Below are 24,763 nucleotides of genomic sequence, written 5' to 3'. Positions count from 1 at the left end.
ATTATCTCTCATTGATCGATAGTTGCATGGCTACAGCTTGCAAGTGAAAAGGAAGAGGTTTGTTGTGTGTTATCACAATTGGTACCGAATGCAAGTCCGTCCAATCTCCACCCTCGATCAAGTGATACCCTGTACGTGGTGCTTGTGAATCCATCGGGGTATCATCAAATTCAAATAGTTCTAATAGTTCGCCGTTCAGCTCAGGTGCCAGCGTCTTGTTAAAAAAGAAAGATGTACGGTCTATTTTTGCTTTAAATAGCAAGGTCGATGATGGGTTCTGGCTTAATTCAGGTGGGAACAATACCGCTTCACTATGAATCGTTTGGCCAAAATTGATCGATTGACCAGACATTCCTTGAAAATTCATTTCCGTTTCAGAATCAACAAAATCAATAAAGTAAATCGACTCGCCATTTTTTTGATTGACAGACAAGTCGCTCAAATAAGCAAATCCTGATTTACTTAATGTATTGCTTGCAAGTGTGACTGTGCGCTGAGAGTCCATAAACGCATCAAAAGAGACTTGTTCTAAGCAAGTGGTACCATTGCGGCTAACCAACATGAAACACAGGTCTGAGCCTAAACCAGTGGGCACAGAACACATGCTTTTCACGATCCCACCAAAATCCTGATTGGCCCATGCAATTACTTCTTGGTCACGGTTGAATGTGATCGATGCCACTTGGCCATCGCCTAAGACGCACCACACAATGCTCTCTGGTTCCTGTTGATAACAGATTTCATTGATCCCGCCGTGCAGCTCACCAATGTGTGACGATAACGCGCTAATCTCTGGTGATACTAATCCGTCCACTTCATAGCGATATGACAATGCACGTAAGCGCTCACCGCCACGCTGAATAAACAGAATCTCGTTGCCGACACGGCAAGGACGAGTAAGCGGATAGCAGCCGTAAGCTGTATGCTCGTTGATGTTTACCGTTGTTGGAGTTAAAGCCCCGTCACTTGTGACCATGTACTCACCACCAGACGTTAGGCACACTACACCGCGCTGTGCTTCCAAGAATAGAATGCTGTTGGCCAGACCAGATGCAGACACTACGCTAAACGCGTCGCCGTCTTCAGTCGTTTCAAGAAAATTACCGTTGCCACCCACGGCGCTAAACCAGATTTTATTTGGTGCTTTTTTTGTATTGGCCAGCACTAAACGCTGTTTGAAGTACGTGCAGCACTTCGGGTAACCGTCTGTGCTATTAAACGCTGGTGGTAGTATGGTCCATGCCCGCTCAATCGCTTTCACATCCGATTCAAGCTTTACAAGAATCTCGCCATTAACTTGATTCACACTTACAAATTGAGTGATCCGAATAATACCGCCGTTCACATCAATAAATTTACCCACATCACTGGCCGTAAATCCGCTTGAGTCGCTTGATACTTCACCCCAATATATCGGTGATGTGTCTGGTTGACGCCCATCATTATCTCTTAAAGCTTGATACAAACGACTGTTGTACGAAATGACATCACCAGTTAAATAGGTTGTTGTCAGTACCCAAGCGCTGATCCCATCCAATGCAAATGAGATAATAGATCCAACATCTTTACCACTTGGCTTTCCCTTACGAAATGGACTACGTGCGCCCTCGGCATCGGTCGGCGTGTTGGTGTATATGAATTGCGAAAATTCCCAATTTGTGAAGTCTGTCGAGCAACGAAAGCGTTGTACAGGCACATCACTATGCGTGAAAAACATCTCATAGCGATATTGTACAAATTGCACTTCCTGAATCTGCTGGGCGGTGTACGGCGTGGCAATCGATGCAACGACAAGCTTAAGACGTGGGTCAAAAATCTGTATAAGCTGAGGTTTTAAAATCAGCATGTATGCTTTGTTTGAGTTCACAACAAACGGGATCAGGCGTACTGCATCCTGATTTTGCTCAATGAAATACGTGCCCGGTCTTTTACGAATACCGCCCTCTACCAATGGAATTACATTTTTTAGTTTTTTTGCACCATTACCGTACTGTTGAATATCTGTACGTGTATAGAGTGTTGGAGCTAACTCACCAGCACTAAAATTATTCTTGATGACATACTGTTTCATTAGTAGCGCACTCCCCATAAACGAGGCTCATAGTTTGCTGCAAAGTCTTGAGACGGTCTTTCTTGGCCATTAATTGCCCGCGCCTGTTTCAGCATGTTTTGTAATTTTTGCCATGCACTATCGCCTTCGGCACTGCTACCAGTGATTGGTTTTGCAAGCTTATTGACCAAATATAGCGCCATGCACTCACTAAAAAGTGAGTCCCACACATCTTCGTTTTGCTCATCACGTACATAGACAAGATTGATCAGATTTGTATTGGCTAGAATATGACGGCCCTCGATCTCATACTCGATCTGACCTGTGTCAATGATGCGAAGAAAGTCTTTAGGCAAGGGAAATGCATGCTGATAACCAAAAGTTGGATAGGTGGCAACTGGAGCCAATTGTTCACGGCTTTTCGCAAATGACCACGGATGCATACGTAGCAGTGCTTTACGTGTCTGGTCATAGATTGCAGCACATCGCCGTGCATTCTCCGTGTTTTCTTCAAAAGATATGATTGATTTGGCCCCAATCATGCCAAGCGCCTGATTGCAAACTGATACATTTGTAGTTGTCATAGTGAAAAACCCGCTCAATTTTGATTATATTGAGCGGGTCTAAAGTCTGATTTATTGTGTATTAAGCAAATGTAACTTGAGGCTCTGAAGGATTCACAACAAGCTCAGGATCAAATGCAATTTCATAACGTGAAATCACATTGACGTGATAGCCATCTTTAGCGATTGACTCATAGATAACTTCACCATCGTCACCGGTCTGATCTGTAGCAACTGAATCAAATAGCGTTCCAATCTCATCAACTGCAACGTTTATCACATCGTGCTTTAAATTAGCGATGATTGAATCAGCGTGCGCTTTATCAGCAAAGCGTAAGTAATATCTATGCATTTGCTTTCTCCTGCGCTGTCAAAGTTCGGTTGTAAACCGCTATGTTTTGTAGCCAGATACCGACTGCAACACTGTTGGTGAGGGTTGGATTAGTTGCATTTGTGAGATCGATCCAAGTTGATTCTGTTGCATCAGTGTCTTGGCGCTTGTAAGTCAGCTTGATAGAGCCTGTATAGTTTGAGATGTTAAGTTGCAAGTTGTCTTGTGCGCGTGTTACTTGTGCACTTGTTGTTTTAATAAATGAACTGGCATAAGGTAAATTTTCTAATTGCACCCAATAAATATCGTTGTATACAGCGCCACTGTTGTTTGTACCAACAAAAGATGGCAAACCGGCATGCGCAGTATTTACATTTAAAGTGTATTTAACTCTGGCAATTCCGTTTTCAATTACACCGAAAGCATTAGAAATAGTGTAGTTTGCAGCCGATCCAGTAGTCCAAGATCCATTATTTAAATGGTATCCCTCGCTACCTACCACTCCGAAACCACATTTAATATTTCCAGATGTACCTAGTGAGGCTCGAAAAGATATTGTTAATACATCACCCACTGAAATAGCCTTGGCGGGTAATATTGCTCTTGAAAAATTCGTGCCTGTTGAGGTCCCGCTTATCCGAGCGCCACTGACCCCTGCAAAATTTGTAGATGCAGCGGCTAAAGTTGTATTGGATGCACTATTTACAGTCCAACTTGCTAATTGATCACCAGTAGAGTTTCTTTGTAGATTTGTACTTTGCTTCTCAAGCAATAGCCCTTGATTAGCCCAGCTTGATCCATTGTAAGCATAGTCAAATCGTGCAGTATCAGCCGCAACATCAACAAGCGTACCTGTATTATCAAACCGTGTTGCAGTCGATAAGCGTGTCAGAGTCAACCAGCTTGGCATACTTGGTGACGAGACGAAGTTTTGCTGATTGATGATGACCGGCTTACTGATCAGCCCACCGACCATCGCCGTATTACCAGACCAGAATTTTGCACCGCCTGCGATGCGTGTATGTTTGCCTTTAATCATTTAGGTCACCGTGACATCGCCGACATATTGCTGCTCTGCCCATGCCCAGATTGGGCCTTTACCTTCGATATAAACATCCTGATCAACAACATAGAAACTCAGGTCTGTCGGTGCAGCGGTTGAAGCCACCCATCGAAATTTATAACGAGTACTTTGAATTCGAACACCTGTAGAACCGTCTGTGACCTGTTTCGGTGTTGTGGTTAGCGTAACTTTGGTGGTTGGCATAAGAAAAACCCCTATCATTTTTTTCATCATGACAGGGGTTTTGGTAGGGTTTATTGTGTGTTAGTTAGGACTTTTTAAACATTTTCCTTGATCAGAAAAGCAATTAACACAAGGGCGCTCATCTGAACAATGCTTTGCTGTATATAGTTTTTCTTTGAGCAGATAACCTTCAAGTTGCCAAATTTTATTACGTGCATTTTCACGCGCAATTTTTCGGCCAATTTCAGCATTGAAGTTTTCAGGACTTGCACACGCTGATTCACCTGTGACAGTAAAACCGTTTTTCAGGATCAAAATACAAAAAGTTAAAGTTTCTGCTGGCGCTAATAAATCAACACCTTCTTTGTACTTTGAAATAATAAGACCAGTCGAACTGTTCATAGCAGCATTAATTGCGTCATAACCAGTAATATAGATTTCTGAAACAATTTGATTATCGATATGATCAGGCGTTAAACGTGGCGCATTTAAACCTTTTTCTTGGATTTCATTTTCAATTTCTTTTTCATTAGACATGACGTTCACCAATAATTTGAGAATAAAAAAACCCACCACCCGAAGGTGATGGGAACAGGGTTTAAGCTGAACGTGAGTAGTCGATTGCAACCACTTTCACTTCGTTGGCACGGCCTGCACCGAAAGAGTGAACACCACCAACCTGCTTAATGTTTTTCAAATCTGGACGAGTTGAAATATCAAAGCCAGTAATATCGGCATCACCAAAGTGAACCGCCGTACCTGCATACATTGCTGTACGTGCTTCGGCTGCACCACCCGCACCATTGTTAACCTTTTCGTATGGAATCCATTCCACACCAAGCCATTTAGTACCTACTCGACCTTCCTGAAGCATCTCTACTTTAAGATAATCTGCGTTGGTCAAAGTGGTGTCATTAAGGAACACTTCCATCATGTCAGCCGTGTAGAGCATATAAAGATTTTCACCGCGCTGCTCATCACATTCATTTTTACGGAACAATGATTTAGCTTTAATGATCTTCTGCTTCAATGTGCCAAAGTTATTCAAAATGATTTGACTTGACGGCAAATTGACAACCGAAATACTTTCTACGCCTGCATCATTAACAGTTTTACGGGTTATACCACCCAGCATCGCCTGATAAATAATGTCATCTGTTTTACGATTTCGGGCACTAATTAGATTTTTCATATAGTTATCTGACGGATTAGCCTTCAACTTTGGTAAGTCACGTGACTCAATCGGGATAAATAGATCAAAATCTGACATCAATGCAGTACGAACGCCAGCGTCAGGGATAGTAAGCACTGTGGCACCAAAACGCGCACCAGATGCCTGCATTTCGACTTGGCCCATGTCATTGATTGTGAAAGATGCACCTTGTATTTTGCCTTTATTCACAACCGTTTTAAGCAGTCGCGATTCATTTTGCATTGCGGCAACTTCGTACGAGTCATGATACTGCTGTACAAACGCTGCCGTGATTCGATTTTCATTAACCATTGGCATGATTCAATGCTCCCATTATTTATATTGCTTCTGGTAGTAGCTTTGAACTTCGGCATAAACGCGTTTGTGATCCGCATGACTCTCGTTCAGGTAAGCTTCCGACTGCATTAATGATTGAATATCTTGTCCACCGCTTTGCTGTGTATTAGAGGGTGGTCTATCTTCTTGAAGTTGCTGGCCAAAGTACGCGGCCATTTTCAAAACAAGCGGATTATTACCAAACTCAGGGCTATTCACTTCTTCGGCTGTCAAAATGCCGTTCTGAATTGCATGCTGTGCCGCTGCATGAGCAAAACCGAAGTTCTGATCTGTATCGCCCTGCCAAACTTCCTTCATCGCCGTGACACATGCCTCCGTATCAAGTGCAGCATTGCCCTGTAAAAGCTGTGGAATGAATTGGTTGTATTCACCCATGAAGAAGTTCAACGTTTTGCTGTCTATTCCTGCATCACGCGCACGCTCAAGAAATTCCTGATTTTCTGGAATGGCCTTAAACTCTGCAAAATCAAAGCCTTCTACGTCCACCTCATAGCCATCGATAGATTCAGGCGCGCCAGTGGTTTGTTGCTCTTGACCGCCTTCGCCACCTTGACCGCCAGCATCCTGAATTTCACCCTGATGACCACCACCTAATGCAGAAGTTTGGGTTTGTGTTTGGGCTTGCTCTTGGTTGTTTTCTGTTTGAGTAGTTTGATCAGTCATTGTCTTGTTCCTCATAATTTGGGTTATTTGCGGTATTAATGTTGTTTACGATGAAATTGATAACGCCCTGTGCGCCCAAGTTGTAGCTGGTCTGACGCTCGCCACCCTTGTCATCTGGTACAAAAGCGTCCTTACAAAAAACCATGGTTAAATGCTCAAGCACGCGCTGGCCGTTTGCATCTAAATCAAAGACAATTCGATAGGTTTCAGGGGTTGCACGTTTGACTCTACGTGTGCGAACAAACGTGCCTTGTTCTTCGGGCTGCTCTGGATCAGCTTTAGGCAATGGGCGCTCAGAAAGTTCTTGTTTCAGATCAATCACTATTTGCTCTAAAACTTCCGCACGTTCCCACTGCTCAAATCTTTTCGCCTCAAGCTCACTTATCTGATCTAGTGATTCACACCAGCGTGATTCGTATCTCTTGTAAATTTGGTAATAATGAAAAAAACCAAAGCTTGAGATAATGAAAAGAATTATCAGAACAGAAATAACTATGGTTAAAATCACTGCATCACCTCACTTGATAACTGGTTGCCCATACCTTTCATTAAATTGTCGGCTCCTTTCTCAAGCATTGCGGCTTGTTGCTGTTGTGCTGCCTGTTCTTCCTGTGCTTTCTGGCGAGCCTGTCTAAGCTGTACAACTTCATCCGATGTACGCATGATCGTTTGTGGTACACCCCGTCCTGTGCCTGTAATCACAGCCACGGCATCAAAATCGATATTGTCCAAAATGGTCGGCTCTACTGTTGCCATCTGGCCAACGCTTGCAATGAATTGCTCTGTTGCAATCACCTCGGTCATACGCTGTGCCAATGCAAAGGGTGAAACAAACTTGAATGACAGGTTACGGCCCCAAAGCTCTTGCGGTGGCTGTCCTAATGCACCAGCACGCAAAGCAAGGCCAAAACAGCGATCTAGAATAGAAATGAGATACTCGACTTGTAAGCGCCCGTACATCGGCCCTAGCATTTGACGAATGAGTTCAACACGTGTGTGAATCTCGGTTGCTGTCATCTGCTGTGTACCGACTGGCGGCAATTGATCTGCCATAAGCTTTTTACGGATACTGCCTTGCAAGTTGGTAAGCAGAAATTCAGATATTTGAAAGCTGGTACCATCGTCTAGGCGCTTCATCGAATCAACACTATGCGCAATGATCACTTTACGTGGACCAATGCGCACAGTATGCGGATTCAGTACGCCGTCATCCTCTGCAATCCACATGCCGCCAATCTGTAAATCTGCTGCACGTACGGTGTTCTTCATCAATTCATTGGCTGTCTTCGCATCTGGCAAAGCGACTGACATTTGTCCAACGCCATAAACCGAATTGGGCAAACGTCTTAAGCGTGGTACAGCACATGGGAACTCATGAAAACCTGACTCTTTCATGATCTGACTGTTTGCTGTATCGATGTGATATGAGCCAAAAGGCATAGCCGTGTTGATCTGGCCAGCACCGATTTGTTTACGTGGTTCAATCACATGCAGAATCTTGTATCGCGTATCTGGTGCGCTTCTTGCCATCTGTACAACTTGATAATGACAGTTAGCCTCGCCGTACTCACTAAGCATTGCTTCTGCTGTCATCTCATGTTCACGATAAATCGTATCGATCTGGCCATCGGCACGGGTTGAAGCAACAAAACAATTACCCGGATGCCACGACTCAAACACATAGCCACCGCCTGCTTTACGATCGATGTCTATATACAGAACGCCCCAGCCTGCTGTAACGATATCTGTAACGGTTTCATAGCTTTCACTGTCAAAGTTTGCAGCATGAATATTGCGATAAATGAACTGACACACATCTTCAAGCCAGCGTTCACCTTCGGTTAATTCTGATAGATCATCGATGCCATCTGGCTGTGCTTTAAACCAAATCGCATTGGCTGGTGTTACACCGCTCATAATCATCGATGTAAGTACTTGCACTGAATCTGCTGCTGTTGAGTCGTACAGATCAGCGCGCTCGTTCTCACGCTGACCCTTGTTGTCAGTAGTTGAACTAAAATTCTGCTGACGCTCAGGCGCGCCGAACTTGTAGCATTCAGACCAGTGCGACTCATACATAGCCCGCTCAAGTCTCAATTGACCCAAGCGACGGCAAAACTTTTGAGCGTCTTTATTCATTAGCCACCGCCTAACTTGGTTTTTGTTGTCACTGCTGCGCTATCAGTACCCAATGCCGAACCTAAAGCACTGGTATTATTTGATGTGCGACGCTGTGCTTTTTTCGCATTGGTTTCAGTAACAGCCTTTTGAGCTGCTGCCGCTGCATCTGCTTCTGGATCTTGTCGAACGACTTTTCCACCACACATGATTAAGCTCCTCGCGTCCAGCCTTTATCGCTTAGATAAGGACTGCCATCGGTAGGCACTGCATCTGCTTTAGCCGCCTCGGTTGGTTTAGTGGTACCAGCACGGCGTAACTGGCCTTCAAGCGCTTTGTTCTTGGCTTCTGTGTCGGCTAGTAGTTGCTCTAATTCAGCTACACGTGCAGCATGATCGACTGCCGCTTCTGACTCTTTAGAATCAGCCGCCGTTTGCTCTGGTGTGGTGGTGTCTGCTGGCTGCTGCTCAACAGTTTTTGTGACTTCCGGTGTCTTTACGTCTTCGACCGTTGGTTCTGACGTTGTAGCTGCACCGGGTGTTTTGACTGTACGTGCCATAAAAAAACCCTACTCAAGTGAATAGGGTTAGTGTTCGTTGGGCTGTGTTCAGGTTTGCTGTGTGATTTAATTAAGAATTGTCATCAAGGAAAGGCAGCGTTCAAAAATATCATTAAAGTTGTTTGATTGATTAATAAGGCCACCCATAGGGTTACCAGTTTCTCTTGATAAAATACGATAAGAATATTTATTGAGTGACTTAAGCTTATCTCTTTCTTTCAAAATATCCTGATTTTCTTTTTCCAACTGTTTTAATTTCATTGCATCAAGTTCAGTATGCTTTAAATTTTTAAGTAGTTCATGAGGTCTGTAATTACCAACACTTTCAAACATCATTTCAATACGCATTCTGTCTTGCGATTTACCCCTAATCAACCTCATCTCTATTTTTATGTTTTTTTCTTCTAAATTGCCTGCATGTACAGTGAAAGTTATTTCAATCTCTGTGCCCTTTATTTGAATAATAATATTTTTGTTGGGTGCTACATCTCTATTATTTTCAATTTCAAATTTTTCACCCTCTGAAAATATTGCTTCAACTTCGTCAAAGAATATATCAATTAATTTATTTCTAGCTTCAGTTAAAGCCAGTGAATAACTACTTAATGCCTTCTCGTAACTACTTTTAACTTGATCAGCTCGACCGGAAATGTCTAAATCTTTTTTTCCTATTTCAATCAGTTCATCTAAGTTCATACATGCCCCTCATCAGTAAATTTATGAAACATTGAATCTAAACTAACAGTCGAAATATTAATAGATCAACTGTTGTCTAATTGCTCTAGTACATCATCCAGCAAGTCTAAAAAGTCTTGCTGGCCAATCTTGTACTTATACGAAAGCTCCTCACCAACGCGTGGGTATCGATCTACACCCGTCTCGATATGCCATAGCGTTATGAATGCATCGCCGTTGTCATAGTTCGGGATTCCACCCCTTGCCCACTCGCTCACTGTAGACGCACCACTGATCGGCAACACGTGTGCAATCGTCTCATGTGTCCAGCCCAATCGGCACAGGTCTAGGATCATTCTGTTGAAGTCTGGACGCTTGTAGGCACGGCGTTTTAGCACGAATTCCTTTGTCTTCTTTTTCATTTCACGATTAACGAAACGCGCGCGCGCGCGAGGGTCATTCGTTTCTGTTATCAAATCACTTAAACTTGTCATAGCCATGTTCCTCGCGACAAATAAACAAATGGCAAAAGAAGAACAAAAAGGGTGGTAAGAAAATAAAGTGAAGCTCTAATATTTTTATCTTCAAAACCATATTTGATCGCCTTGCCAAGCAATACAACCAAAATAAGGACCCAAATCGAAATTGCTAATGTGATTAGGATGATCTTCATACTTCACCGCCTTTGATTCGCTTAATTTTGTTCCATTTGTTTTTTGACTTAGCTACATTGTTTGTTACCACCTCGAATCCGCAATCTGGACACATAACAGCAGACTCAGTTTCATTGCCATCTTCATAGCATTCATCACACTCACACTCAGGACATGGTAAAAGTGCTTGCATGTATTCAGCATCGTTATACTTTTGTTTTTTACTCATTTCCCACCTCAAATTTCCCAAACAACAATTTTGACTAAACCACCCTTCACATACTCACCACGGCGTGCAATCAGAACATCGAATTGCTCATCATCAAGACAAAACTGACACTTAACTAAACTGTCGATAGTTGCTTTCAAGTAGTTATCGATATCCCTTGTTTTACGGTCTGGAAAATAGAAAGTTACATCCATTTTCAGACGCATATCTGTATTCAAGCTTGGTACAACAGAACGAACGTAATTATGAAAATCCTGTGCTTTTTGGCTTAAGTGCCATTTCTTACCGCGTGTGACGCTCCAATATTTATTTACTGATGGCGGTGTCATCCAAATTTCTGTATCTAAAATCAGCTTTTCCTCACCTGTGCTATTTGGCTTTGGTTTGAGTTTTAAGCGTGTTTTAACTTGTTGACGTACCTTTGCATCATTTTCACTTTTTAATCGCACTCTGCTCAATTCAGCGCGGTTTCTGTGGGATTTTAAGTGCGCTTCTAGTACTTCCTCGCTCCATCTCATGAATTTACCCCTATTTCTCGTTTGTTATGTAAAAACGCTTGATTCACTGGCCCAACGTATCTGCACCAACCAAATGTCTTGCGCCAGAAAAACCAATTGCCTTGCCAGTTGCTCCAAAACGTGCCGTCAGTTTCGATGTGAGTGGTGCTCTTAGGTGCTTTCATGCGAAGTCCTCCAAGTTGCCTATGAAGCCAACATCACGAAGATATGAAGCGAGTGAAGATAGGTTTTTAGGATCACGTAGTTTTGCTGCAATCCGGGATTCAAATGATTTTTGAGTCTCACCAACGTTTGCGTACATCGAAGCAAATTCGCTGTGGTTGCAAAGCTTTGAAGCAAAGTAATCAATCTGGCTGTTGCTCAGTTTCTTACTGTTACCCGCTGGTGCTTTGGCTGTGCTTTTGGTTTTAGCCTTAGGCGCATTGAGTTTTTGCAGACGGTAAACCCAATTGTTCATCCACGCCTGTGCTGAGCGTTTGCTTTGAGCCACTGACCACTGAGCAAAGTTTTTTAACTCACTCAAAATCTGATCTTTGGCCATGTCTGGATTTTCAGATTGAGCCTGTGCTGTAAAATCATCTTGAACTTTGTATATTTTCGATAGCTCGATCAGGCTGTAGAGATTTTTGTCTGCTCGGTGATATTCGACTGAGCTGGAAAAAATATCCTTCTCGGATTTATCCACAGGCAATTTCTTTTTTTTATTTTCTAATAAATTCTTATTATCTATTGTGAGTACAGTTACAGGACTAGTTTCGGTCTCACTAGTGGACTGATCTTGGTCTTGCTGTGAGACTGGTCTTGTAATGAGACTAGTCTTATTAGTGAACCGATCTACTAAAGAAATGTCATTTAAACGGTATTTTTTAACGCCTTGCTTGCCATCTTCAATTACTGTAATGACACCTAACTTGATGAGTTCTTGTAAAGCATTTGAGACTGTAGTACGCCCCATTTTCCTTGATCCCTCAAGCTCTCCACCCTGCAATTGAGAGTAGCTCACAAAATCAGATTCTTTGTTGTGTCCATTAATGCGGTTTTCGAGTTCCGCATAGACGTTTCTAGCCGCATCACTTAAGAACGGCCAGACCTCTTTTCGATATAAACGGCTAGACATTACATAGCCGTTTTCAAACTTATCGCTATACATGCTTTTTCTAGCCTCTTTAATTTCATCCTGAGGCTTAGGGAAATGAATCAACGCTGCTGTGTTCATGATTCAGCCCCTCTCAAGAATTCTGCAAAACAACTTGATCTAATTCAGATCGGATTCTTTTGCTTTGAAATTTAGCCATGTTCAGCTCTCTTTCTAGACTTCGAATCTGTTGTTCTTTTTGCTCAAGTTGGGTTTTTAAACGCATGTTTTGACGCTGCATATAAAGCAATTCTTCAGGGTCTTGAAGTCGAGCTAAAGCCATGGTCAAAAGGTTTAATTCGTTTTGATAATTTCGCTGTTCAAAAGCAAATGTTTTGAAATTTTCTTGAACTTGGCCATGATCCAGATGGGATTTATTTTTTTTCGACCATTCGCAAAAATATTTAATTTTCGGTGCAGACAATACCCCTGCAACTACTTTACAAATACCGCCTTCACTCACGTAAATTAACCCCCATTTATTAGGGAGTTCCTCAGGCTTAATTAATCCAGTAGGACAGATGTAATACCGATATTTTCCTACACCAGTCTCGGGGTTAATACGATGCGGCTTAGATCGATCAGCAAGAAAATCCGATCTACTCATTTTAGCTTCGAGTAGAAATGTACCCATGCCATGATTATTAATTCCGTGCCGAATGCCGAAAACGTCTGGATTTTCTCCATAGCAAGCCGCTTCGATAATTGCAAAATGACAACCATGACCATTGGAAGATTCACAACGCTTTAAAAAACGCGCTCCAATCTCGCAAAGTTTTCTGTGATTAAGAGATGATTTCATGACACCTCCCCAATTGCCTGCTCGGTTGCAGTGAGACGGCGTTTTGCATTGATTTCGGCTGTGGTAGCGTGGCGAATATCAGTATTGAATGCTGGACCAAACTGACCTGTTGCCAAAACCCTTACGCGGTACATATCTGGCGTGTACATATAGTTGACAATTTCAAGCAACACGTCGGTTGTTCCCTCTATATTCAGTACAACCAAATCACCTACTTGAAAGTCATGATTGCCTTGGTTCTGTTGTTCTGTTAAATTCTTCATGCTAAATCCTCGTTTACTTTTCGGAGTGAACGGCAAAAAAGTCCTTCTGCTGTAACAGTTGGGCTTTTTTTGTGCCTGTTGGTTTTGGATTTACATCGCGGATAGGTGGCGAAGGGAGTAATTCAAAATTAGAAGTGTTCTTTGTATCTTCGGTAAACGTGGTCAGATCGATAGGCATTTGGAGACAATTAAGCATCTCCTCCACTTCGAAGATTATGTCCATGGCAGCATTACGCATCAGCTCTGATGAGCCGTTAAGCTTTCTTGAACGAGCAATACGCTCTAACTTGATTTTCATTTCTTCAGTACATTTAAAAGTGATGCTCGCCGTCAGTTTCTCTGTCATGAGCGCACCTCAACCACTGAGCTTGTTTCTGTCAGCTTTGACCTTTCCTTCAGTCATTACTTCAAACATGGCCTGTGTACGTGGAGGGATCCCCTTTCTCCAATAAGCAATAACTGATCTATCACGCTCAAGAATGCGTGCTAATTCAGCATCATTTTTGGCTTCATAGAATTTTTTTAGATCATCGACGGTCATGTTTAGTTTCCTAGTCCTATTTGTTTAGTTTATTGAACTACAAGTTTAGGAAAAGGTCAATTTTTTTGTTTAGTATATTAAACACGTAAGGGGTATTTTTTTATGCAATCAACATCAGACAGAATTATTCAAAAAATGCGTGAACATGGTTTGCAGCATAAAGACTTGGTTGCTGCTACAGGTGCAAGTAAAGGCACTGTTACTAATTGGATTAGTGGAACAAATAACCCCACAGGTGAAAGACTTATCGCACTGTGTAAGCTATTAAAAACTTCAACTGGTTGGTTGCTCACTGGTGCTGAGGCAGATTTACAGCCAGTATCAAGTTGGGATAGTGACACCCCTTTAGATGACGATGAAATAGAGATTCCATTCTTTAAAGACTTTTCATTTGCCTGTGGTTCAGGCTCTATAAACGATGCTATTGCCAATGAAAAGCGCAAGTTACGGATGTCTAAATCTACTTTGCGCAATCTTTCAATAAGTAAAGATAATGCAGTTGCAGCAACGGTTTACGGTGATTCGATGTCACCAACTATTCGAGATGGCGATACAATTCATATCGATTTAGGCAGAAAAACAATTAAAGACGGAAAGATTTTTGCCGTATGTATGGGCAATCTATTTTACTGCAAACGCTTGTATAACTTGCCATTCGGTGGAATTCGAATAGTTTCTGACAATTCTGAGGAATATCCTGAAATGCAATTAACTGCCGACCAGGTAAAAGAACAAGACTTTCAAATTATTGGATGGATCTGGCAGATATCTTCTTTAGAAAAATGGTGAGTTATGAAAATCATTAATATATTAGTAGCTTATTTCTTATATTTTTTTTCACCTAAAACCCTTATGAAAAGATCATTCATAGGAACTTTACTTCATTTTAATATTAGATTACCGATGGCTGCCAATAATGAAATAGTAAATTATTTATTTGATATATATGTAAAAAATAAAAAAATAGATAAAGTTATGAAGACTGGCGGCATTACAACCAATATGGAGAGAATGTCTGACTTGATTCAATACGAAGCATTTTTTATAAATGATTTGTATAATTCAAACTATACAAATACTACAGGACACGAGAAAGTCTTAGGAATTCTAAAGAAATATAATCTTTAGAATGATTTACAAATATTACCCACCTAGCGTGGGTTTTTTTATACCTAAAAATAAAAAGTTCAGCAATCTAAAGCATAAGTTCATTTTACTAAACAAAACTATTGACACTATTTGTTCAGTTTACTAAACTAAATCCGAACCCAATAAAAAAAGTCCCTTACTTTCGACGGACAGGGACTTCTTTACTCGATGAGGAGCAAACGGATTATGAGACAGAGAACAATTGAAAGTCAAACCACCCGCCCATGTAGCAAACAGCCACGACCAAGCGATTACGAAGTTCGCCTACGCGAACAGCTTTGGGTCAACTTCATTGACACGCTAAAACTCTTCGGATTTTTAGGCGCTGGTTTAGTTGTTTATATGGCGATAGTTGCAGCAGTTCAATGGTTTTGGGGGAATTGAATATGTCAAATCGAATCTTCAGTTACAGCGGTGATGACAATTGGTCATCTTATGAAACACCAAATAAAGCATTAAAAGACATGTTTGATGAAGGTGATCTTGAAGTTGGAAACACATTTTTAACTGGAATTAGCAGAAAGCCAGAGCCATTTCAATTCATGCCTGATGCAGATGAAATTCTTGAGAATTATGAAAACCGTATTTTTGATGAGCATGATTGGAGTTATGCCGAAGGTAATACAGGTGCAGATGGTTTAAGTGATTCAGCAAAAAAAGAATTGAATGATTTCTTAGAATCTTGGGCAAATAAGAACCTAGCTATCTCGTTTTATGAAATTGAACACGACGAGACAGTAACAGTAACTCAAGAAATGATCGATGCATTTCATAAGAATGAGCCAATCCCTTTACCTGAGTTTCAGTATAAGGAGCCATCACAGTGAACTCACTAATCGAAATCTCGACCACGTCACTGATTGAGCGCATGAGTAATGATGAATATCACGCTTGCCCAGAGTTCAGCTCAAGTCAATTGAAGGATATTTTGCGTTCAAGTGCGCATTTCCATTCAAACAATATTCTGAAAGAAAACGAGCGTGAGACGAAAAAGCACCTCGATTTCGGCACACTGGCACACACGCTGTTTTTAGAGCCTGAGCAATTCGAAAATGAGTTTGTGATAGGCCCTAAATTTGACCGTCGCACGAAAGCAGGTAAGGAAGAAGCTGCCGCATGGGAAGCAGCAAACCAAGGCAAGATCATCATTGATGAAGACATGCTGCAAGGTGCAAAGCGTATAGCGAACAACCTACGCGGCTTAAGCTCTTATCAGTTGATGCATGACCATCACGGTATGGCTGAGGCAAGCATCTTCTTCACTGATCCAGTGTATGGCCTAAACCTGCGCGTGCGTCCTGACTATCACATTGTGCCGTGTGAAGCATTACCAAATGGCCTGCTGTTGGATGTGAAAACCTCAACAGATGCACGCCCTTTTAAGTTCATGCGTTCATGTGCTGATTTTGGCTACGACATTTCAGCAGCTATGTACCGCGAAGGCTTTCAACAACATTACGGTACCGCCGAAAAACCTGAGTTTATTTTTCTGGTTGCGGAAAGCTCTGCCCCGTTCAACGTCAAGCAATACCGAGCGTCTGACATGTTTTTAAGTATCGGTGAGAGACGTTACAACAAAGCAAAAGAGCTGCTCGCCGAGTCGCTACTAATCGATGAGTGGGATGGTTACTCAACCGAGCTTGAGGACATCTCTTTACCGCAATACATGCTCAACCAAGCAATCGAAAACGAATTTAATTAATAGGAATTTCTATGAACTCTCAATTACAAAACAATCGCCCTGTTAGCCCTGTTGCTTCTTTTAATGCTTTTATGCAGAAGCACAAATCACAGCTAGAACTGGCATTACCAAAGCACTTAAATGCTGATCGTATGGTGCGCTTGTCGCTTACTGCATTTAGTCAGACGCCAGCATTGCAAGAATGTGACCCTAAAACGATTTTTGCCAGCATCATTATTGCTTCACAACTAGGGTTAGAGATTGGTGTGAATGGACAAGGTTATCTTGTTCCATACAAAAAGAAATGTACTTTTATTCCCGGTTGGAAAGGTCTGGTTGATTTAGCGAACCGTGGTGGCCGTTGCACTGTATGGACAGGTGCAGTTTATGAAGGTGATGAATTTGATTACATGCTAGGTGATGCACCTTACTGCCGCCATAAACCATGTGGCGAATTTGATGAAGCTAAATTAACGCATGTATATGCGATCGGTCGTGTTAAAGATTCTGAAATGGCTGTAATTGAAGTATGGCCAGTACAAAAAGTACGTGCACATTTCAAAAAGGTTGTTGTTCCAGCACTTCAGCCAAATCACTACAGTAAGAAGTATTTCGAAGCTTATGCAAAAAAAGTGGCATTACTTCAATTGCTTAAATACATGCCGCAATCTGTAGAAATGGCTAATGCTATGGATGTTTCACATGCTGCTGAATCTGGTAAAGGCGTAACGATCGATGGTGATTTTGTGACAGTGGATAATAGCCAAACTGAGGAAGAGGAAACGGCTGTTCAAGTAAATACACTTGAAGAAAATAACTCACAAAATCTACAGGCTGAGCAAGAAGATCATTATGCACCGACATTTGCGCAAATTAAACGTGGTGTATTAACAGCAAAAACCATCCCACACTTGGAAGTAATGGAAGAGCAAGCGATGGATCATGCTGATAAAGAAGAGCGCAAACAGCTAATGAGTCTGGTAAAAGCTCAACGTCAAAAAATGGAGGGCACATCTGTAAAAAAGACTGATGATGTACAGCATGAACCTGATCCAGTTGCAGAACAAGAAGTGCAAAAGGTTAACACTTCGCGCTCACCAGAGTTAAAAAAACAGTACTCCGTCAAGCTGACGAATGCCAAGACTTTTAAAGAACTGTCTCAGATCAGCTTTGAAATCAAGCAAGACTTAGGTTTAACAGACGCGCACCGATCTTATCTAAACAGCTATGAGCAACAGCGCCAAGCTGATCTGACCAAGAAAGAAGCGAAAAAGGTTGATGAAGATATGTTTGCCGATGTTGTAGACGCTGAACTCTCTTATGTCGATGCAGTGGTTTTACGGATCCAGAATGCGGCGACCATGGATGACATCAATGCGGAGTACGCAGACCCGGCAATTGAGGAACTTTCCGATGCTGACCGCAAGCGCATCGATGATGCCGCATCAAAGCGTGAAGACGAACTATTTAAAATGTAATTAATGCGCAGAACTTTGCTCATAATTCTGAATTTATGACGGTTATGAGCAAAATTATTCTCAAGTGAATCGAAATGAACGAATGGCAAATACTTCGCAAGCGATATCCAAGCACTCGAAGTTATAAGAATCGAAAGGCACTATCACCATCAAAACTTGAAGAGTTTCAAAATTATTTGGTGGACATTGGTGCAGATGTATACAGCTACACAGAACAGAACGAGATTTTAAGATTCAGATTAAAAGGCGTACTAGGTATCTGGTACACATCAGGATCAGGAAATCTATTAATGCATGATTTATCTGAAAAATTTAAGGTGACGTGATGGAATTTAAAAAAGAGTTTCAAATCAAGTACAGTCATTTAAAAGCAGCCTTCTTGTTTGCCGCAAAAAATGACGTTCGGTTTTATCTGGTAGGTGTTCTGGTTAAAGCCGGAATGATTGCAGCAACCAATGGACATACATTGTTAATTTGTGAATCACCAGATGTGCCAGACGTTGAAATTATTATCCCGCGTGATGCGATTGATTCACTCATTAAAAAAATTGGATCACTTCCAAAAACAGAACTTTTAAACGTGCGCCAGATTGATGATGAATATTGGCTGATCGACTACCAGATGAGAATGTTCGAATTTTTCCGTCCAGTAGATGGCAAGTTTCCTGACATTAAAAGAGTGGATATTCAAAAACCCACTGAGCCGCCTAAAGAGTTTGTTCAGTTTAATCTTGACTATATCCAGTTGTTTACAAAGGCGGCAAAGGTTTTGGGTATCACCTATCCATACTTTTACCCAACTGGTGCGCACAGCTCGGCTTACGTCGAAATGACAGATGATGTTCACGGCGTTTTGATGCCGCTTAGATAAATAGGAGGTTGATGTGGCTAAATTTGAAAACATGACAATTCAAGAGGCGCTAAAATCCTCACCAGTAATTCGTACAAGTGACCTTGTAGAAATTTTCGGATGCTCTACACGTACCCTATGCCGCTGGCAAGATCAGAAGTATTATGCAAACCCAATGCCGCGCCCGTTTTCGGGCGGGCGTGGTGTAGATTACAGCTATGATTCAAGTAAATTGGTTGAGTGGTACAACACTTGGCCATTACAAAAAAAGGCGCTAGCATCATAGCGCCTCATTCTTCCAGATCAATTCCAAACGATCCACCCATTTGCTATACGCTTCATGCTGTTCACTCAAATAACTATACTTATCATAAGTGCCCCATACTTTCGGTAAAGCATGGCCAAGCATAATTTCACAAACGTGTGGCTGTGCAATTGTAGACATATTGGTACGCATCGTACGTCTCAAGTCATGCACGGACCAGTGATCCATCTCAATATCTTTATGCTTCTTAAGCCAAGTAAAAATATTATTAGGCATCGTTAAGTGAGATGATTCACCCAGCGGCCCATTGGAACCATCTGCAGTAAACAAATATTCAGAACCCTGAGACATCTCCATAGCTTTTAAAATGTAAGGCTTAATGTTTTTAGTGATTGGCCTCAAGATTGGCGCTTTTGATATGCGACCGGTCTTGTGATTCTCGGCTGGAATCGTCCACACATTAGAGTCAAAATCGAAATGTACCTTCTTTGCCTGCTTAAGTTCTCCAACACGACAGCCGTAAATCAGCAGCAGCTTTAGGAACAGTTTATTTTTATAGGCCATCCGGGAGTGATCAACGGCGTAGTATGAAAGATAAATTTCATGATCTGTTAAAGCGCGCTCTTTTTGATTCTTAGAGATTCTAAGATCATGCTTAGCAGATACATTAGAAAGCGGATCAGTTTGCACTAGCCCCCTCTTTTGGCCCCATTTTAAGCACTGTTTCGCGTTGATCAGAATGCGCGCTGAAATGGTCGGGGTTTTTCTGGCATTTTCTTCTAAAAGATTGAGCCATTGGTAAGCTGTGATGTTGTCACAGTTCTGTGCACCAATTTCGGGTAATACATAAATTTCAAATGATCTTAAAATGTCGTGGTGGCTTTGCTTATTTGGCTTACAAAAACGCTCGTACCATTCATAGAATAATTTCTCAAAAGTGTATGCATCCTGAACACTTCTTAATTCTTTTAGTTTGACTTGCTTTGGATCATAGCCGCGCTCGAGTTCTGCCTTGAGTCGATCTGCTTCTGTTCTGGCATTCTTCAGCGACAAGTTGGGATAACTACCCAAGTCTATTCGTTGCTGCTTTCCCTTGTATCGGTACCTGAGCTGAAAAATGATTTTGCCTTTCGGTGTTATGCGCACACCCATAGCATCACGGTCTGTAAATTCTTCTAGTTTTTCCCGGTCTTTTCCAAGCTGTGCCTTGAGCCAAGTCTCTGATAGTGCCATTAATCACCTGTGTACATATTTTTAAGACGAGATATGCCAAATCCATTCTTATGTACTCAATTGTGTACATAAATGGCGCTTCTTTATGTGTCTGCTAATGTCGCATTGTGTCTTAATGTGTGCAATAAAAAAAGCCCTGATTAAGGGCTTTCTTTAGTTTTGCGTCTTGCTGTGTCGTGCTAGTGTTTCTAGTGTCTTTAACTCAATGATTGATGTGTGCAATGATCGAGAAGTTACGAATATTTTTGATATCAACGGATTTTTTAGCCGATGCCATAGATTACTCTGAAAAAAAGTACACCTTAAAGCGCAATACTGAACATAGCATGCAAGGTGTAAAAAGGACTGTCCTGAATTGCTGCACAGTATAAGCAACCAGACACCAAAAATATAGTGCGATCCGGCGCATTTCACAAAGTAATCGAAATGGGTTAAGAGCGTTGCATTTTGAGCCACGCCTCCCTTATTCACTTAAACCGCTGTTCTATGACATCTCTTTAACATGCATTGATATCCCATCAGATCAATCAATCGCGCAGTTATGGAGACGCATGAACTGCGTAACACATCGTAAAGTCGATCGGATTAATGTCCTTCGATAAAGGCTGATACGCTTGAGTAAACGTCGGAGACATGCGTTTAGGTCGGCCTGAACTCATCTCGATGCAGGCCCATTTGGTTTTCGCTACAAATAAGATTGTCTGATCTTTAGGGCGATAAAATACGTACTGGCGTGATAGGTACAAACTATCGAGTGCATCTAACCATGTGCGTAAAATTAGTTCATCTCCTTCAAACGCGGCCTTACGATACTGGACATGATGCTCCACCGCCACCATGGCATGATTAAGCTGTTGATACTGTTTTAATCCAAGCCCCAGTGCATTGACATGCTTACTGGCCACATCTTGCATCCACTGCACATAAACTACATTGTTCACATGACCCAGTTGATCAATGTGTTCAGCGCTCACCGTCAGAGCCAAATCAAAAATTGCACTCATCTTTTGTCCGTTATTGTCATTGAAAAAGTTACGCAGAATTTACGTTACATCTTGCTGTGCTTCATCTACGCTTTTGAGCACGATACAAAGATAGGTTTAAAACATGAGTAGCCTGATCGTTTCAATGTCAAAGCAAACCCCACGTCGCTTTTCAGTGAGCTCATTGCCCATTGACCTTGAAGCGCCTACCACCGCACATTCTAAAAATAACAGCTCTGCGTTTTTGCAGGAAGTCGAAGAATACCTGAAACGCTATCCAAATACACAACATATTGATGTATGCCTGCACGATCTCAATGGTCATATTCGGGGCAAACGCATCGATATCAACAGCCTGCGACAACTCGATAAAGGCTGCTATTTCCCCCTATCGGTCTATGCCATGAATCTACATGGAAAAGTCAATGAAGAGACGGGTTTAGGTAAATATATTGGCGAGCCAGACCGATTATGCCGTCCTATTTTAGGGAGTTTAAAACCCGCAGCGATTCAACCTGAATTCAATGCTCAGGTGTATGTTTCAATGCAAGATGACACGCTAATAGACTGTCCCTATGAACCTCGGAATGTGCTCAAGAAAATTGTCAATCAGCTACATGCTGAGCAGTATTATCCAGTGATGTCGGCCGAGCTTGAGTTTTATTTGTTTGATATCACCGCCAGCTCACGTGATGCCCTGCTCAGTAATCAAAGCTTTGATATGGACATGCCTGAACGAGATTTACAGGTGCTGCAAGAAATTGAACGAATTGCGAAATTACAGTCGATTCCCATTACAGGCCTTGTCGCAGAATCTGCCATGAGCCAATACGAGATCAATATTCTGCATCGTCCTGATATTCTGACCTTGTGTGATCAGATCATGTCGTTAAAACGTATTGTTAAGCAGGTCGCCAAACAATTTCATATGCAGGCCTGTTTCTTGGCAAAACCCGATTTGCATCAGGCTGGAAGTGGCATGCATTTTCATCTGAGTGTCTGCGATTCAAATTTGCAAAATCGCTTTCGTACCTCTTCGCCAGATCAACCCTGCAATGCATTACAACAAGCCATTAGTGGACTGGTCGATTTAATGCCTGCTTCCATGGCAATTTTAGCACCCAACATCAATTCTTATCGTCGTTTTCAACCCGGCCAGCATGTGCCTATGGAAGCCAACTGGAATATCAATAACCGCAATGTGGCCATCCGCATTCCCTGTGCAGATGCAGAGAATCAACGGCTCGAATATCGAGTAGCTGGTGCAGACTGTAATCCCTATTTAACCGTAGCGGTGATTTTAACGGGAATTTTACATGGTATAGAGCACTCACTGGAAATGCCTAAACCTTCCCACCAAATCAAGCAGCTTCATGAACATATTTTTTTACCTCAGCAGCAACTAGATGCACTTGATCGGTTTAAAAATAATACAACACTCCAGCACTATCTAGGTCGAGAGTTTTGCGAGCTCTGGCACACCTTAAAGTACGCCGAACATCAACACGTTTATCAGCAAATCACCAGTGCCGAAAAAGCATGGGACTTATAATAATAACAACACGTTTAAAACAACAAAAAGCCAGAAGCAGATGCTTCTGGCTTCAAATTAAGTACGTTTTAACATTGTGCCGATTAGTTAATACGTAAACCCAACATGGCGCGTTGCCCTTGACGAATCAGTGAAATGCGAGCAACCGAATTTTTAGGAAGCGCAGCAACCGCTCTGGCAAACTCGCTGGTATTGTTAATTCGAGTTGAATTGATTTGAACAATCACATCCCCAGGCATTAAGTTTGAGCGCGAAGCCAAACCGCCACGGGTCACATCCTGCACAAAAATACCGCCCGAAATATCCAGACGCGCTTGTTCATCGGTGGTTAGGTTACGAATTGCCATACCCAATACCGGCCCGTTTTGTGCAGCCGCTTTTTCAGAAGTTGCAGGTGTATCGTCTGGTGCTGTGGTGAGCGTAGCCGAAACATTCATTGGCTTACCGTCTCGAAGGATTTCCAATTGAATCACCTGTTTCGGCATGGTTCGATTCAGATAATTCAGTAGCTCAGAAGTGCGTGAAATCGGGTTGCCATTATATTTCATAATAATGTCCCCTGCCTTTAAACCAACCTTGGCCGCAGGTGAACCCGGTGTAACCTGATTAATCAGCGAGCCCTCAGGTTTTGGTAAGTTGTAGGCATCGGCAAGATTCCGGTCAATATCTTGTAGCATTACACCCAAATACGAACGTGTGACTTTGCCCTTGGTTTTTAATTGCTGTGCAACGTCCATCGCCACATCAATTGGAATGGAGAACGACAACCCCATATAACCGCCTGTACCGCTGAAAATTCGGGAATTAACCCCGACCACCTCACCTTGCTGATTAAATAATGGGCCGCCCGAGTTGCCCGGATTTAATGCTACATCGGTCTGGATAAAGGGCACTGAGGTTTCGCCCACCATATTGCGTGATTTTGCACTGACAATCCCCGCAGATGCCGAATAATCAAAACCAAACGGCGAGCCAATCGCTAAAACAGGCTGTCCTACTTTCAGCTGATCGACATTACCAATTTTTAATGCAGGAAAATTCGCACCATCAACTTTCAATAAAGCCACATCGGTACGTTCATCACTTCCGACCACTTTGGCATCAATTTCACGACGATCATTTAACGTGATGGTAATGCGTGATGCATCCTCAACCACATGATGATTGGTGAGCAAGTAGCCATCCTTGCTGATAAAAAATGCACTGCCGTATCCCGTTTTTTCTTGCGGTGCCTGCTGCTGTGGAATAATGACCTGATTTCCAAAAAAACGGCGTAGGATTTCAGGAACTTGCTGCTGTAATAGCTCCTCTTGCGTCATTTTCTTGACAACACTGACACTGACCACCGCCGGACTGACTTGCTCGACCAGATTGGAAAAGTCCACAGGTGCTGCTGCATTTACCTGTGCAGCTGCCACGGTAAACGTCACCGCATACAATCCTTTTTTTAAATAACTATTACGCATCACAAATTACACCTACACAATTCGCTTCAATCGTTTTGTTTTTATCACAAGATTTTTAGACATTTCGTAATAATATGTTTAATTAGTGGTGGCAAAACAAGACCTTAGTTTTCCGTTACAAAATTGAAATATGATTGAAATTTTTATTCACCTCAAACCGGTCGAAGTCTTGCCTTTTTTGCAAAAAAGCGTTGTTATTATCAGACTTTTT

35 protein-coding genes and 1 pseudogene are annotated in these 24,763 nt (G+C 42.1%); 10 read left to right on the top strand and 26 right to left on the bottom strand.

Translation table 11 applies throughout. From position 1 onward, the window contains the following. Position 1 precedes the first annotated feature (1 nt). The 22 genes from ADA42_RS08830 to ADA42_RS08725 form a co-directional block, all read right to left on the bottom strand. Positions 2 to 2,071 carry a carbohydrate-binding protein gene (locus ADA42_RS08830; RefSeq protein WP_048764732.1) on the bottom strand — a complete coding sequence of 690 codons (2,070 nt, stop codon included), beginning with the start codon at positions 2,069 to 2,071 and terminating at the stop codon, positions 2 to 4. Next, entirely contained in the window at positions 2,071 to 2,634 is a 564-nt protein-coding gene (locus ADA42_RS08825) for a hypothetical protein (protein ID WP_048764731.1), read from the bottom strand. The genes ADA42_RS08830 and ADA42_RS08825 overlap by 1 nt, the downstream gene beginning before the upstream one ends. 61 nt (positions 2,635 to 2,695) lie before the next feature. Next, positions 2,696 to 2,965, bottom strand: coding sequence for a hypothetical protein (locus ADA42_RS08820; RefSeq protein ID WP_048764729.1), 270 nt, complete (start codon positions 2,963 to 2,965; stop codon positions 2,696 to 2,698). Next, on the bottom strand, positions 2,958 to 3,983 hold the full coding sequence (locus ADA42_RS08815; protein WP_048764728.1) for a phage head spike fiber domain-containing protein: 1,026 nt from the start codon (positions 3,981 to 3,983) through the stop codon (positions 2,958 to 2,960). The genes ADA42_RS08820 and ADA42_RS08815 overlap by 8 nt, the downstream gene beginning before the upstream one ends. Continuing rightward, positions 3,984 to 4,211: a hypothetical protein gene (locus tag ADA42_RS08810; RefSeq protein WP_048764726.1), complete on the bottom strand. Its 228-nt coding sequence runs from the start codon at positions 4,209 to 4,211 to the stop codon at positions 3,984 to 3,986. It lies immediately after the preceding gene. A 60-nt stretch (positions 4,212 to 4,271) separates the two neighbouring features. Beyond that, on the bottom strand, positions 4,272 to 4,727 hold the full coding sequence (locus ADA42_RS08805; protein WP_048764724.1) for a Gp49 family protein: 456 nt from the start codon (positions 4,725 to 4,727) through the stop codon (positions 4,272 to 4,274). Positions 4,728 to 4,788: 61 nt separating this feature from the next. Beyond that, positions 4,789 to 5,694: a phage capsid protein gene (locus tag ADA42_RS08800; protein WP_048764912.1), complete on the bottom strand. Its 906-nt coding sequence runs from the start codon at positions 5,692 to 5,694 to the stop codon at positions 4,789 to 4,791. A 21-nt stretch (positions 5,695 to 5,715) separates the two neighbouring features. Beyond that, positions 5,716 to 6,402 (bottom strand): hypothetical protein, encoded by a 687-nt coding sequence (locus ADA42_RS08795; RefSeq protein ID WP_048764722.1) that lies wholly within the window; start codon positions 6,400 to 6,402, stop codon positions 5,716 to 5,718. Next, on the bottom strand, positions 6,395 to 6,724 hold the full coding sequence (locus ADA42_RS18370) for a hypothetical protein (protein WP_152682182.1): 330 nt from the start codon (positions 6,722 to 6,724) through the stop codon (positions 6,395 to 6,397). The genes ADA42_RS08795 and ADA42_RS18370 overlap by 8 nt, the downstream gene beginning before the upstream one ends. A 182-nt stretch (positions 6,725 to 6,906) precedes the next feature. After that, on the bottom strand, positions 6,907 to 8,541 hold the full coding sequence (locus tag ADA42_RS08785) for a portal protein (protein WP_048764719.1): 1,635 nt from the start codon (positions 8,539 to 8,541) through the stop codon (positions 6,907 to 6,909). After that, on the bottom strand, positions 8,541 to 8,729 hold the full coding sequence (locus tag ADA42_RS08780) for a hypothetical protein (protein ID WP_048764717.1): 189 nt from the start codon (positions 8,727 to 8,729) through the stop codon (positions 8,541 to 8,543). Before ADA42_RS08780 ends, ADA42_RS08785 begins: the two co-directional genes overlap by 1 nt. A 2-nt stretch (positions 8,730 to 8,731) precedes the next feature. After that, complete coding sequence (locus ADA42_RS08775) at positions 8,732 to 9,079, bottom strand: hypothetical protein (RefSeq protein ID WP_048764715.1); 348 nt, start codon at positions 9,077 to 9,079, stop codon at positions 8,732 to 8,734. Between the two features lie 66 nt (positions 9,080 to 9,145). After that, positions 9,146 to 9,775 (bottom strand): hypothetical protein, encoded by a 630-nt coding sequence (locus ADA42_RS08770; RefSeq protein WP_048764714.1) that lies wholly within the window; start codon positions 9,773 to 9,775, stop codon positions 9,146 to 9,148. A 65-nt stretch (positions 9,776 to 9,840) separates the two neighbouring features. Next, positions 9,841 to 10,248, bottom strand: coding sequence for a hypothetical protein (locus ADA42_RS08765; protein ID WP_048764712.1), 408 nt, complete (start codon positions 10,246 to 10,248; stop codon positions 9,841 to 9,843). A gap of 175 nt (positions 10,249 to 10,423) precedes the next feature. Continuing rightward, positions 10,424 to 10,636, bottom strand: coding sequence for a hypothetical protein (locus tag ADA42_RS08755; protein ID WP_048764706.1), 213 nt, complete (start codon positions 10,634 to 10,636; stop codon positions 10,424 to 10,426). Positions 10,637 to 10,644: 8 nt separating this feature from the next. Continuing rightward, the gene (locus ADA42_RS08750) at positions 10,645 to 11,154 is read right to left on the bottom strand and encodes a RusA family crossover junction endodeoxyribonuclease (RefSeq protein ID WP_048764704.1); all 510 of its coding nucleotides are present in this window, start codon (positions 11,152 to 11,154) and stop codon (positions 10,645 to 10,647) included. Beyond that, positions 11,151 to 11,318 (bottom strand): hypothetical protein, encoded by a 168-nt coding sequence (locus ADA42_RS18575; RefSeq protein ID WP_171249927.1) that lies wholly within the window; start codon positions 11,316 to 11,318, stop codon positions 11,151 to 11,153. The genes ADA42_RS08750 and ADA42_RS18575 overlap by 4 nt, the downstream gene beginning before the upstream one ends. Then, positions 11,315 to 12,370 (bottom strand): hypothetical protein, encoded by a 1,056-nt coding sequence (locus ADA42_RS08745; RefSeq protein WP_048764702.1) that lies wholly within the window; start codon positions 12,368 to 12,370, stop codon positions 11,315 to 11,317. The genes ADA42_RS18575 and ADA42_RS08745 overlap by 4 nt, the downstream gene beginning before the upstream one ends. A gap of 13 nt (positions 12,371 to 12,383) precedes the next feature. After that, entirely contained in the window at positions 12,384 to 13,091 is a 708-nt protein-coding gene (locus ADA42_RS08740) for an adenylosuccinate synthase (RefSeq protein WP_048764700.1), read from the bottom strand. Beyond that, positions 13,088 to 13,354 carry a hypothetical protein gene (locus ADA42_RS08735; RefSeq protein WP_048764699.1) on the bottom strand — a complete coding sequence of 89 codons (267 nt, stop codon included), beginning with the start codon at positions 13,352 to 13,354 and terminating at the stop codon, positions 13,088 to 13,090. Before ADA42_RS08735 ends, ADA42_RS08740 begins: the two co-directional genes overlap by 4 nt. A 13-nt stretch (positions 13,355 to 13,367) precedes the next feature. Next, complete coding sequence (locus ADA42_RS08730; RefSeq protein ID WP_048764697.1) at positions 13,368 to 13,700, bottom strand: hypothetical protein; 333 nt, start codon at positions 13,698 to 13,700, stop codon at positions 13,368 to 13,370. Positions 13,701 to 13,709: 9 nt separating this feature from the next. Continuing rightward, positions 13,710 to 13,895, bottom strand: coding sequence for a hypothetical protein (locus ADA42_RS08725; RefSeq protein WP_048764695.1), 186 nt, complete (start codon positions 13,893 to 13,895; stop codon positions 13,710 to 13,712). A 102-nt stretch (positions 13,896 to 13,997) separates the two neighbouring features. Between ADA42_RS08725 and ADA42_RS08720 the strand changes: the two genes are divergently transcribed. The 9 genes from ADA42_RS08720 to ADA42_RS08680 all read left to right on the top strand — a co-directional run bounded on the left by ADA42_RS08720 (position 13,998) and on the right by ADA42_RS08680 (position 19,339). Then, entirely contained in the window at positions 13,998 to 14,684 is a 687-nt protein-coding gene (locus ADA42_RS08720; protein ID WP_048764692.1) for a S24 family peptidase, read from the top strand. A 3-nt stretch (positions 14,685 to 14,687) separates the two neighbouring features. Beyond that, positions 14,688 to 15,023, top strand: a complete 336-nt coding sequence (locus ADA42_RS08715) for a hypothetical protein (RefSeq protein WP_048764691.1) — start codon at positions 14,688 to 14,690, stop codon at positions 15,021 to 15,023. Between the two features lie 207 nt (positions 15,024 to 15,230). Next, the gene (locus tag ADA42_RS08710; protein WP_048764689.1) at positions 15,231 to 15,428 is read left to right on the top strand and encodes a hypothetical protein; all 198 of its coding nucleotides are present in this window, start codon (positions 15,231 to 15,233) and stop codon (positions 15,426 to 15,428) included. A 2-nt stretch (positions 15,429 to 15,430) separates the two neighbouring features. Beyond that, entirely contained in the window at positions 15,431 to 15,871 is a 441-nt protein-coding gene (locus ADA42_RS08705; RefSeq protein WP_048764687.1) for a hypothetical protein, read from the top strand. Next, positions 15,868 to 16,746, top strand: a complete 879-nt coding sequence (locus tag ADA42_RS08700; RefSeq protein ID WP_048764682.1) for a PD-(D/E)XK nuclease-like domain-containing protein — start codon at positions 15,868 to 15,870, stop codon at positions 16,744 to 16,746. Before ADA42_RS08705 ends, ADA42_RS08700 begins: the two co-directional genes overlap by 4 nt. A gap of 11 nt (positions 16,747 to 16,757) precedes the next feature. After that, positions 16,758 to 18,203: a recombinase RecT gene (locus ADA42_RS17830; RefSeq protein WP_053086585.1), complete on the top strand. Its 1,446-nt coding sequence runs from the start codon at positions 16,758 to 16,760 to the stop codon at positions 18,201 to 18,203. A 74-nt stretch (positions 18,204 to 18,277) separates the two neighbouring features. Beyond that, positions 18,278 to 18,529: a hypothetical protein gene (locus ADA42_RS08690; protein WP_048764680.1), complete on the top strand. Its 252-nt coding sequence runs from the start codon at positions 18,278 to 18,280 to the stop codon at positions 18,527 to 18,529. Continuing rightward, positions 18,529 to 19,074: a hypothetical protein gene (locus ADA42_RS08685; protein WP_048764677.1), complete on the top strand. Its 546-nt coding sequence runs from the start codon at positions 18,529 to 18,531 to the stop codon at positions 19,072 to 19,074. Before ADA42_RS08690 ends, ADA42_RS08685 begins: the two co-directional genes overlap by 1 nt. A gap of 13 nt (positions 19,075 to 19,087) precedes the next feature. Continuing rightward, the gene (locus tag ADA42_RS08680) at positions 19,088 to 19,339 is read left to right on the top strand and encodes a hypothetical protein (RefSeq protein WP_048764676.1); all 252 of its coding nucleotides are present in this window, start codon (positions 19,088 to 19,090) and stop codon (positions 19,337 to 19,339) included. Here the strand turns inward: ADA42_RS08680 and ADA42_RS08675 are convergent. From ADA42_RS08675 to ADA42_RS08670, 3 genes and pseudogenes are all read right to left on the bottom strand, one after another. Then, on the bottom strand, positions 19,334 to 20,551 hold the full coding sequence (locus tag ADA42_RS08675) for a tyrosine-type recombinase/integrase (RefSeq protein ID WP_048764674.1): 1,218 nt from the start codon (positions 20,549 to 20,551) through the stop codon (positions 19,334 to 19,336). The two genes, ADA42_RS08680 and ADA42_RS08675, sit on opposite strands and share 6 nt — an antisense overlap. 205 nt (positions 20,552 to 20,756) lie before the next feature. After that, a pseudogene (locus ADA42_RS18970) lies at positions 20,757 to 20,828 on the bottom strand (hypothetical protein); the annotation flags it as partial. A gap of 262 nt (positions 20,829 to 21,090) precedes the next feature. After that, on the bottom strand, positions 21,091 to 21,555 hold the full coding sequence (locus tag ADA42_RS08670) for an acyl-CoA thioesterase (protein ID WP_004948632.1): 465 nt from the start codon (positions 21,553 to 21,555) through the stop codon (positions 21,091 to 21,093). 124 nt (positions 21,556 to 21,679) lie between these two features. Between ADA42_RS08670 and ADA42_RS08665 the strand changes: the two genes are divergently transcribed. Then, positions 21,680 to 23,086, top strand: a complete 1,407-nt coding sequence (locus tag ADA42_RS08665) for a glutamine synthetase family protein (protein WP_414629813.1) — start codon at positions 21,680 to 21,682, stop codon at positions 23,084 to 23,086. An 83-nt stretch (positions 23,087 to 23,169) separates the two neighbouring features. On the opposite strand, the gene ADA42_RS08660 is transcribed toward ADA42_RS08665, so the two are convergent. Next, a complete protein-coding gene (locus ADA42_RS08660) occupies positions 23,170 to 24,552 on the bottom strand; it encodes a Do family serine endopeptidase (RefSeq protein ID WP_004939266.1) in 1,383 nt (460 codons plus the stop codon). Positions 24,553 to 24,763: the final 211 nt, after the last annotated feature.

This window comes from Acinetobacter sp. 243_ASPC (assembly GCF_001054715.1).
In the GTDB taxonomy this organism is placed as follows: domain Bacteria; phylum Pseudomonadota; class Gammaproteobacteria; order Pseudomonadales; family Moraxellaceae; genus Acinetobacter; species Acinetobacter soli.
This window is presented reverse-complemented; position numbering and strand designations above follow the sequence as displayed.

Coding starts and splice junctions, on each gene's coding strand:
- ADA42_RS08725 (WP_048764695.1), bottom strand. CDS start 13,895: ATGACCGTCGATGATCTAAAAAAATTCTATGAAGCCAAAAATGATGCT.
- ADA42_RS08705 (WP_048764687.1), top strand. CDS start 15,431: ATGTCAAATCGAATCTTCAGTTACAGCGGTGATGACAATTGGTCATCT.
- ADA42_RS08770 (WP_048764714.1), bottom strand. CDS start 9,775: ATGAACTTAGATGAACTGATTGAAATAGGAAAAAAAGATTTAGACATT.
- ADA42_RS08800 (WP_048764912.1), bottom strand. CDS start 5,694: ATGGTTAATGAAAATCGAATCACGGCAGCGTTTGTACAGCAGTATCAT.
- ADA42_RS08715 (WP_048764691.1), top strand. CDS start 14,688: ATGAAAATCATTAATATATTAGTAGCTTATTTCTTATATTTTTTTTCA.
- ADA42_RS08745 (WP_048764702.1), bottom strand. CDS start 12,370: ATGAACACAGCAGCGTTGATTCATTTCCCTAAGCCTCAGGATGAAATT.
- ADA42_RS08815 (WP_048764728.1), bottom strand. CDS start 3,983: ATGATTAAAGGCAAACATACACGCATCGCAGGCGGTGCAAAATTCTGG.
- ADA42_RS08675 (WP_048764674.1), bottom strand. CDS start 20,551: ATGGCACTATCAGAGACTTGGCTCAAGGCACAGCTTGGAAAAGACCGG.
- ADA42_RS08740 (WP_048764700.1), bottom strand. CDS start 13,091: ATGAAATCATCTCTTAATCACAGAAAACTTTGCGAGATTGGAGCGCGT.
- ADA42_RS08820 (WP_048764729.1), bottom strand. CDS start 2,965: ATGCATAGATATTACTTACGCTTTGCTGATAAAGCGCACGCTGATTCA.
- ADA42_RS08810 (WP_048764726.1), bottom strand. CDS start 4,211: ATGCCAACCACCAAAGTTACGCTAACCACAACACCGAAACAGGTCACA.
- ADA42_RS08755 (WP_048764706.1), bottom strand. CDS start 10,636: ATGAGTAAAAAACAAAAGTATAACGATGCTGAATACATGCAAGCACTT.
- ADA42_RS08780 (WP_048764717.1), bottom strand. CDS start 8,729: ATGTGTGGTGGAAAAGTCGTTCGACAAGATCCAGAAGCAGATGCAGCG.
- ADA42_RS08805 (WP_048764724.1), bottom strand. CDS start 4,727: ATGTCTAATGAAAAAGAAATTGAAAATGAAATCCAAGAAAAAGGTTTA.
- ADA42_RS08660 (WP_004939266.1), bottom strand. CDS start 24,552: ATGCGTAATAGTTATTTAAAAAAAGGATTGTATGCGGTGACGTTTACC.
- ADA42_RS08720 (WP_048764692.1), top strand. CDS start 13,998: ATGCAATCAACATCAGACAGAATTATTCAAAAAATGCGTGAACATGGT.
- ADA42_RS08710 (WP_048764689.1), top strand. CDS start 15,231: ATGAGACAGAGAACAATTGAAAGTCAAACCACCCGCCCATGTAGCAAA.
- ADA42_RS08825 (WP_048764731.1), bottom strand. CDS start 2,634: ATGACAACTACAAATGTATCAGTTTGCAATCAGGCGCTTGGCATGATT.
- ADA42_RS08795 (WP_048764722.1), bottom strand. CDS start 6,402: ATGACTGATCAAACTACTCAAACAGAAAACAACCAAGAGCAAGCCCAA.
- ADA42_RS08750 (WP_048764704.1), bottom strand. CDS start 11,154: ATGAGATGGAGCGAGGAAGTACTAGAAGCGCACTTAAAATCCCACAGA.
- ADA42_RS08730 (WP_048764697.1), bottom strand. CDS start 13,700: ATGACAGAGAAACTGACGGCGAGCATCACTTTTAAATGTACTGAAGAA.
- ADA42_RS08665 (WP_414629813.1), top strand. CDS start 21,680: ATGTCAAAGCAAACCCCACGTCGCTTTTCAGTGAGCTCATTGCCCATT.
- ADA42_RS08735 (WP_048764699.1), bottom strand. CDS start 13,354: ATGAAGAATTTAACAGAACAACAGAACCAAGGCAATCATGACTTTCAA.
- ADA42_RS18575 (WP_171249927.1), bottom strand. CDS start 11,318: ATGAAAGCACCTAAGAGCACCACTCACATCGAAACTGACGGCACGTTT.
- ADA42_RS08775 (WP_048764715.1), bottom strand. CDS start 9,079: ATGGCACGTACAGTCAAAACACCCGGTGCAGCTACAACGTCAGAACCA.
- ADA42_RS08670 (WP_004948632.1), bottom strand. CDS start 21,555: ATGAGTGCAATTTTTGATTTGGCTCTGACGGTGAGCGCTGAACACATT.
- ADA42_RS08785 (WP_048764719.1), bottom strand. CDS start 8,541: ATGAATAAAGACGCTCAAAAGTTTTGCCGTCGCTTGGGTCAATTGAGA.
- ADA42_RS08830 (WP_048764732.1), bottom strand. CDS start 2,071: ATGAAACAGTATGTCATCAAGAATAATTTTAGTGCTGGTGAGTTAGCT.
- ADA42_RS17830 (WP_053086585.1), top strand. CDS start 16,758: ATGAACTCTCAATTACAAAACAATCGCCCTGTTAGCCCTGTTGCTTCT.
- ADA42_RS08765 (WP_048764712.1), bottom strand. CDS start 10,248: ATGACAAGTTTAAGTGATTTGATAACAGAAACGAATGACCCTCGCGCG.
- ADA42_RS08690 (WP_048764680.1), top strand. CDS start 18,278: ATGAACGAATGGCAAATACTTCGCAAGCGATATCCAAGCACTCGAAGT.
- ADA42_RS08685 (WP_048764677.1), top strand. CDS start 18,529: ATGGAATTTAAAAAAGAGTTTCAAATCAAGTACAGTCATTTAAAAGCA.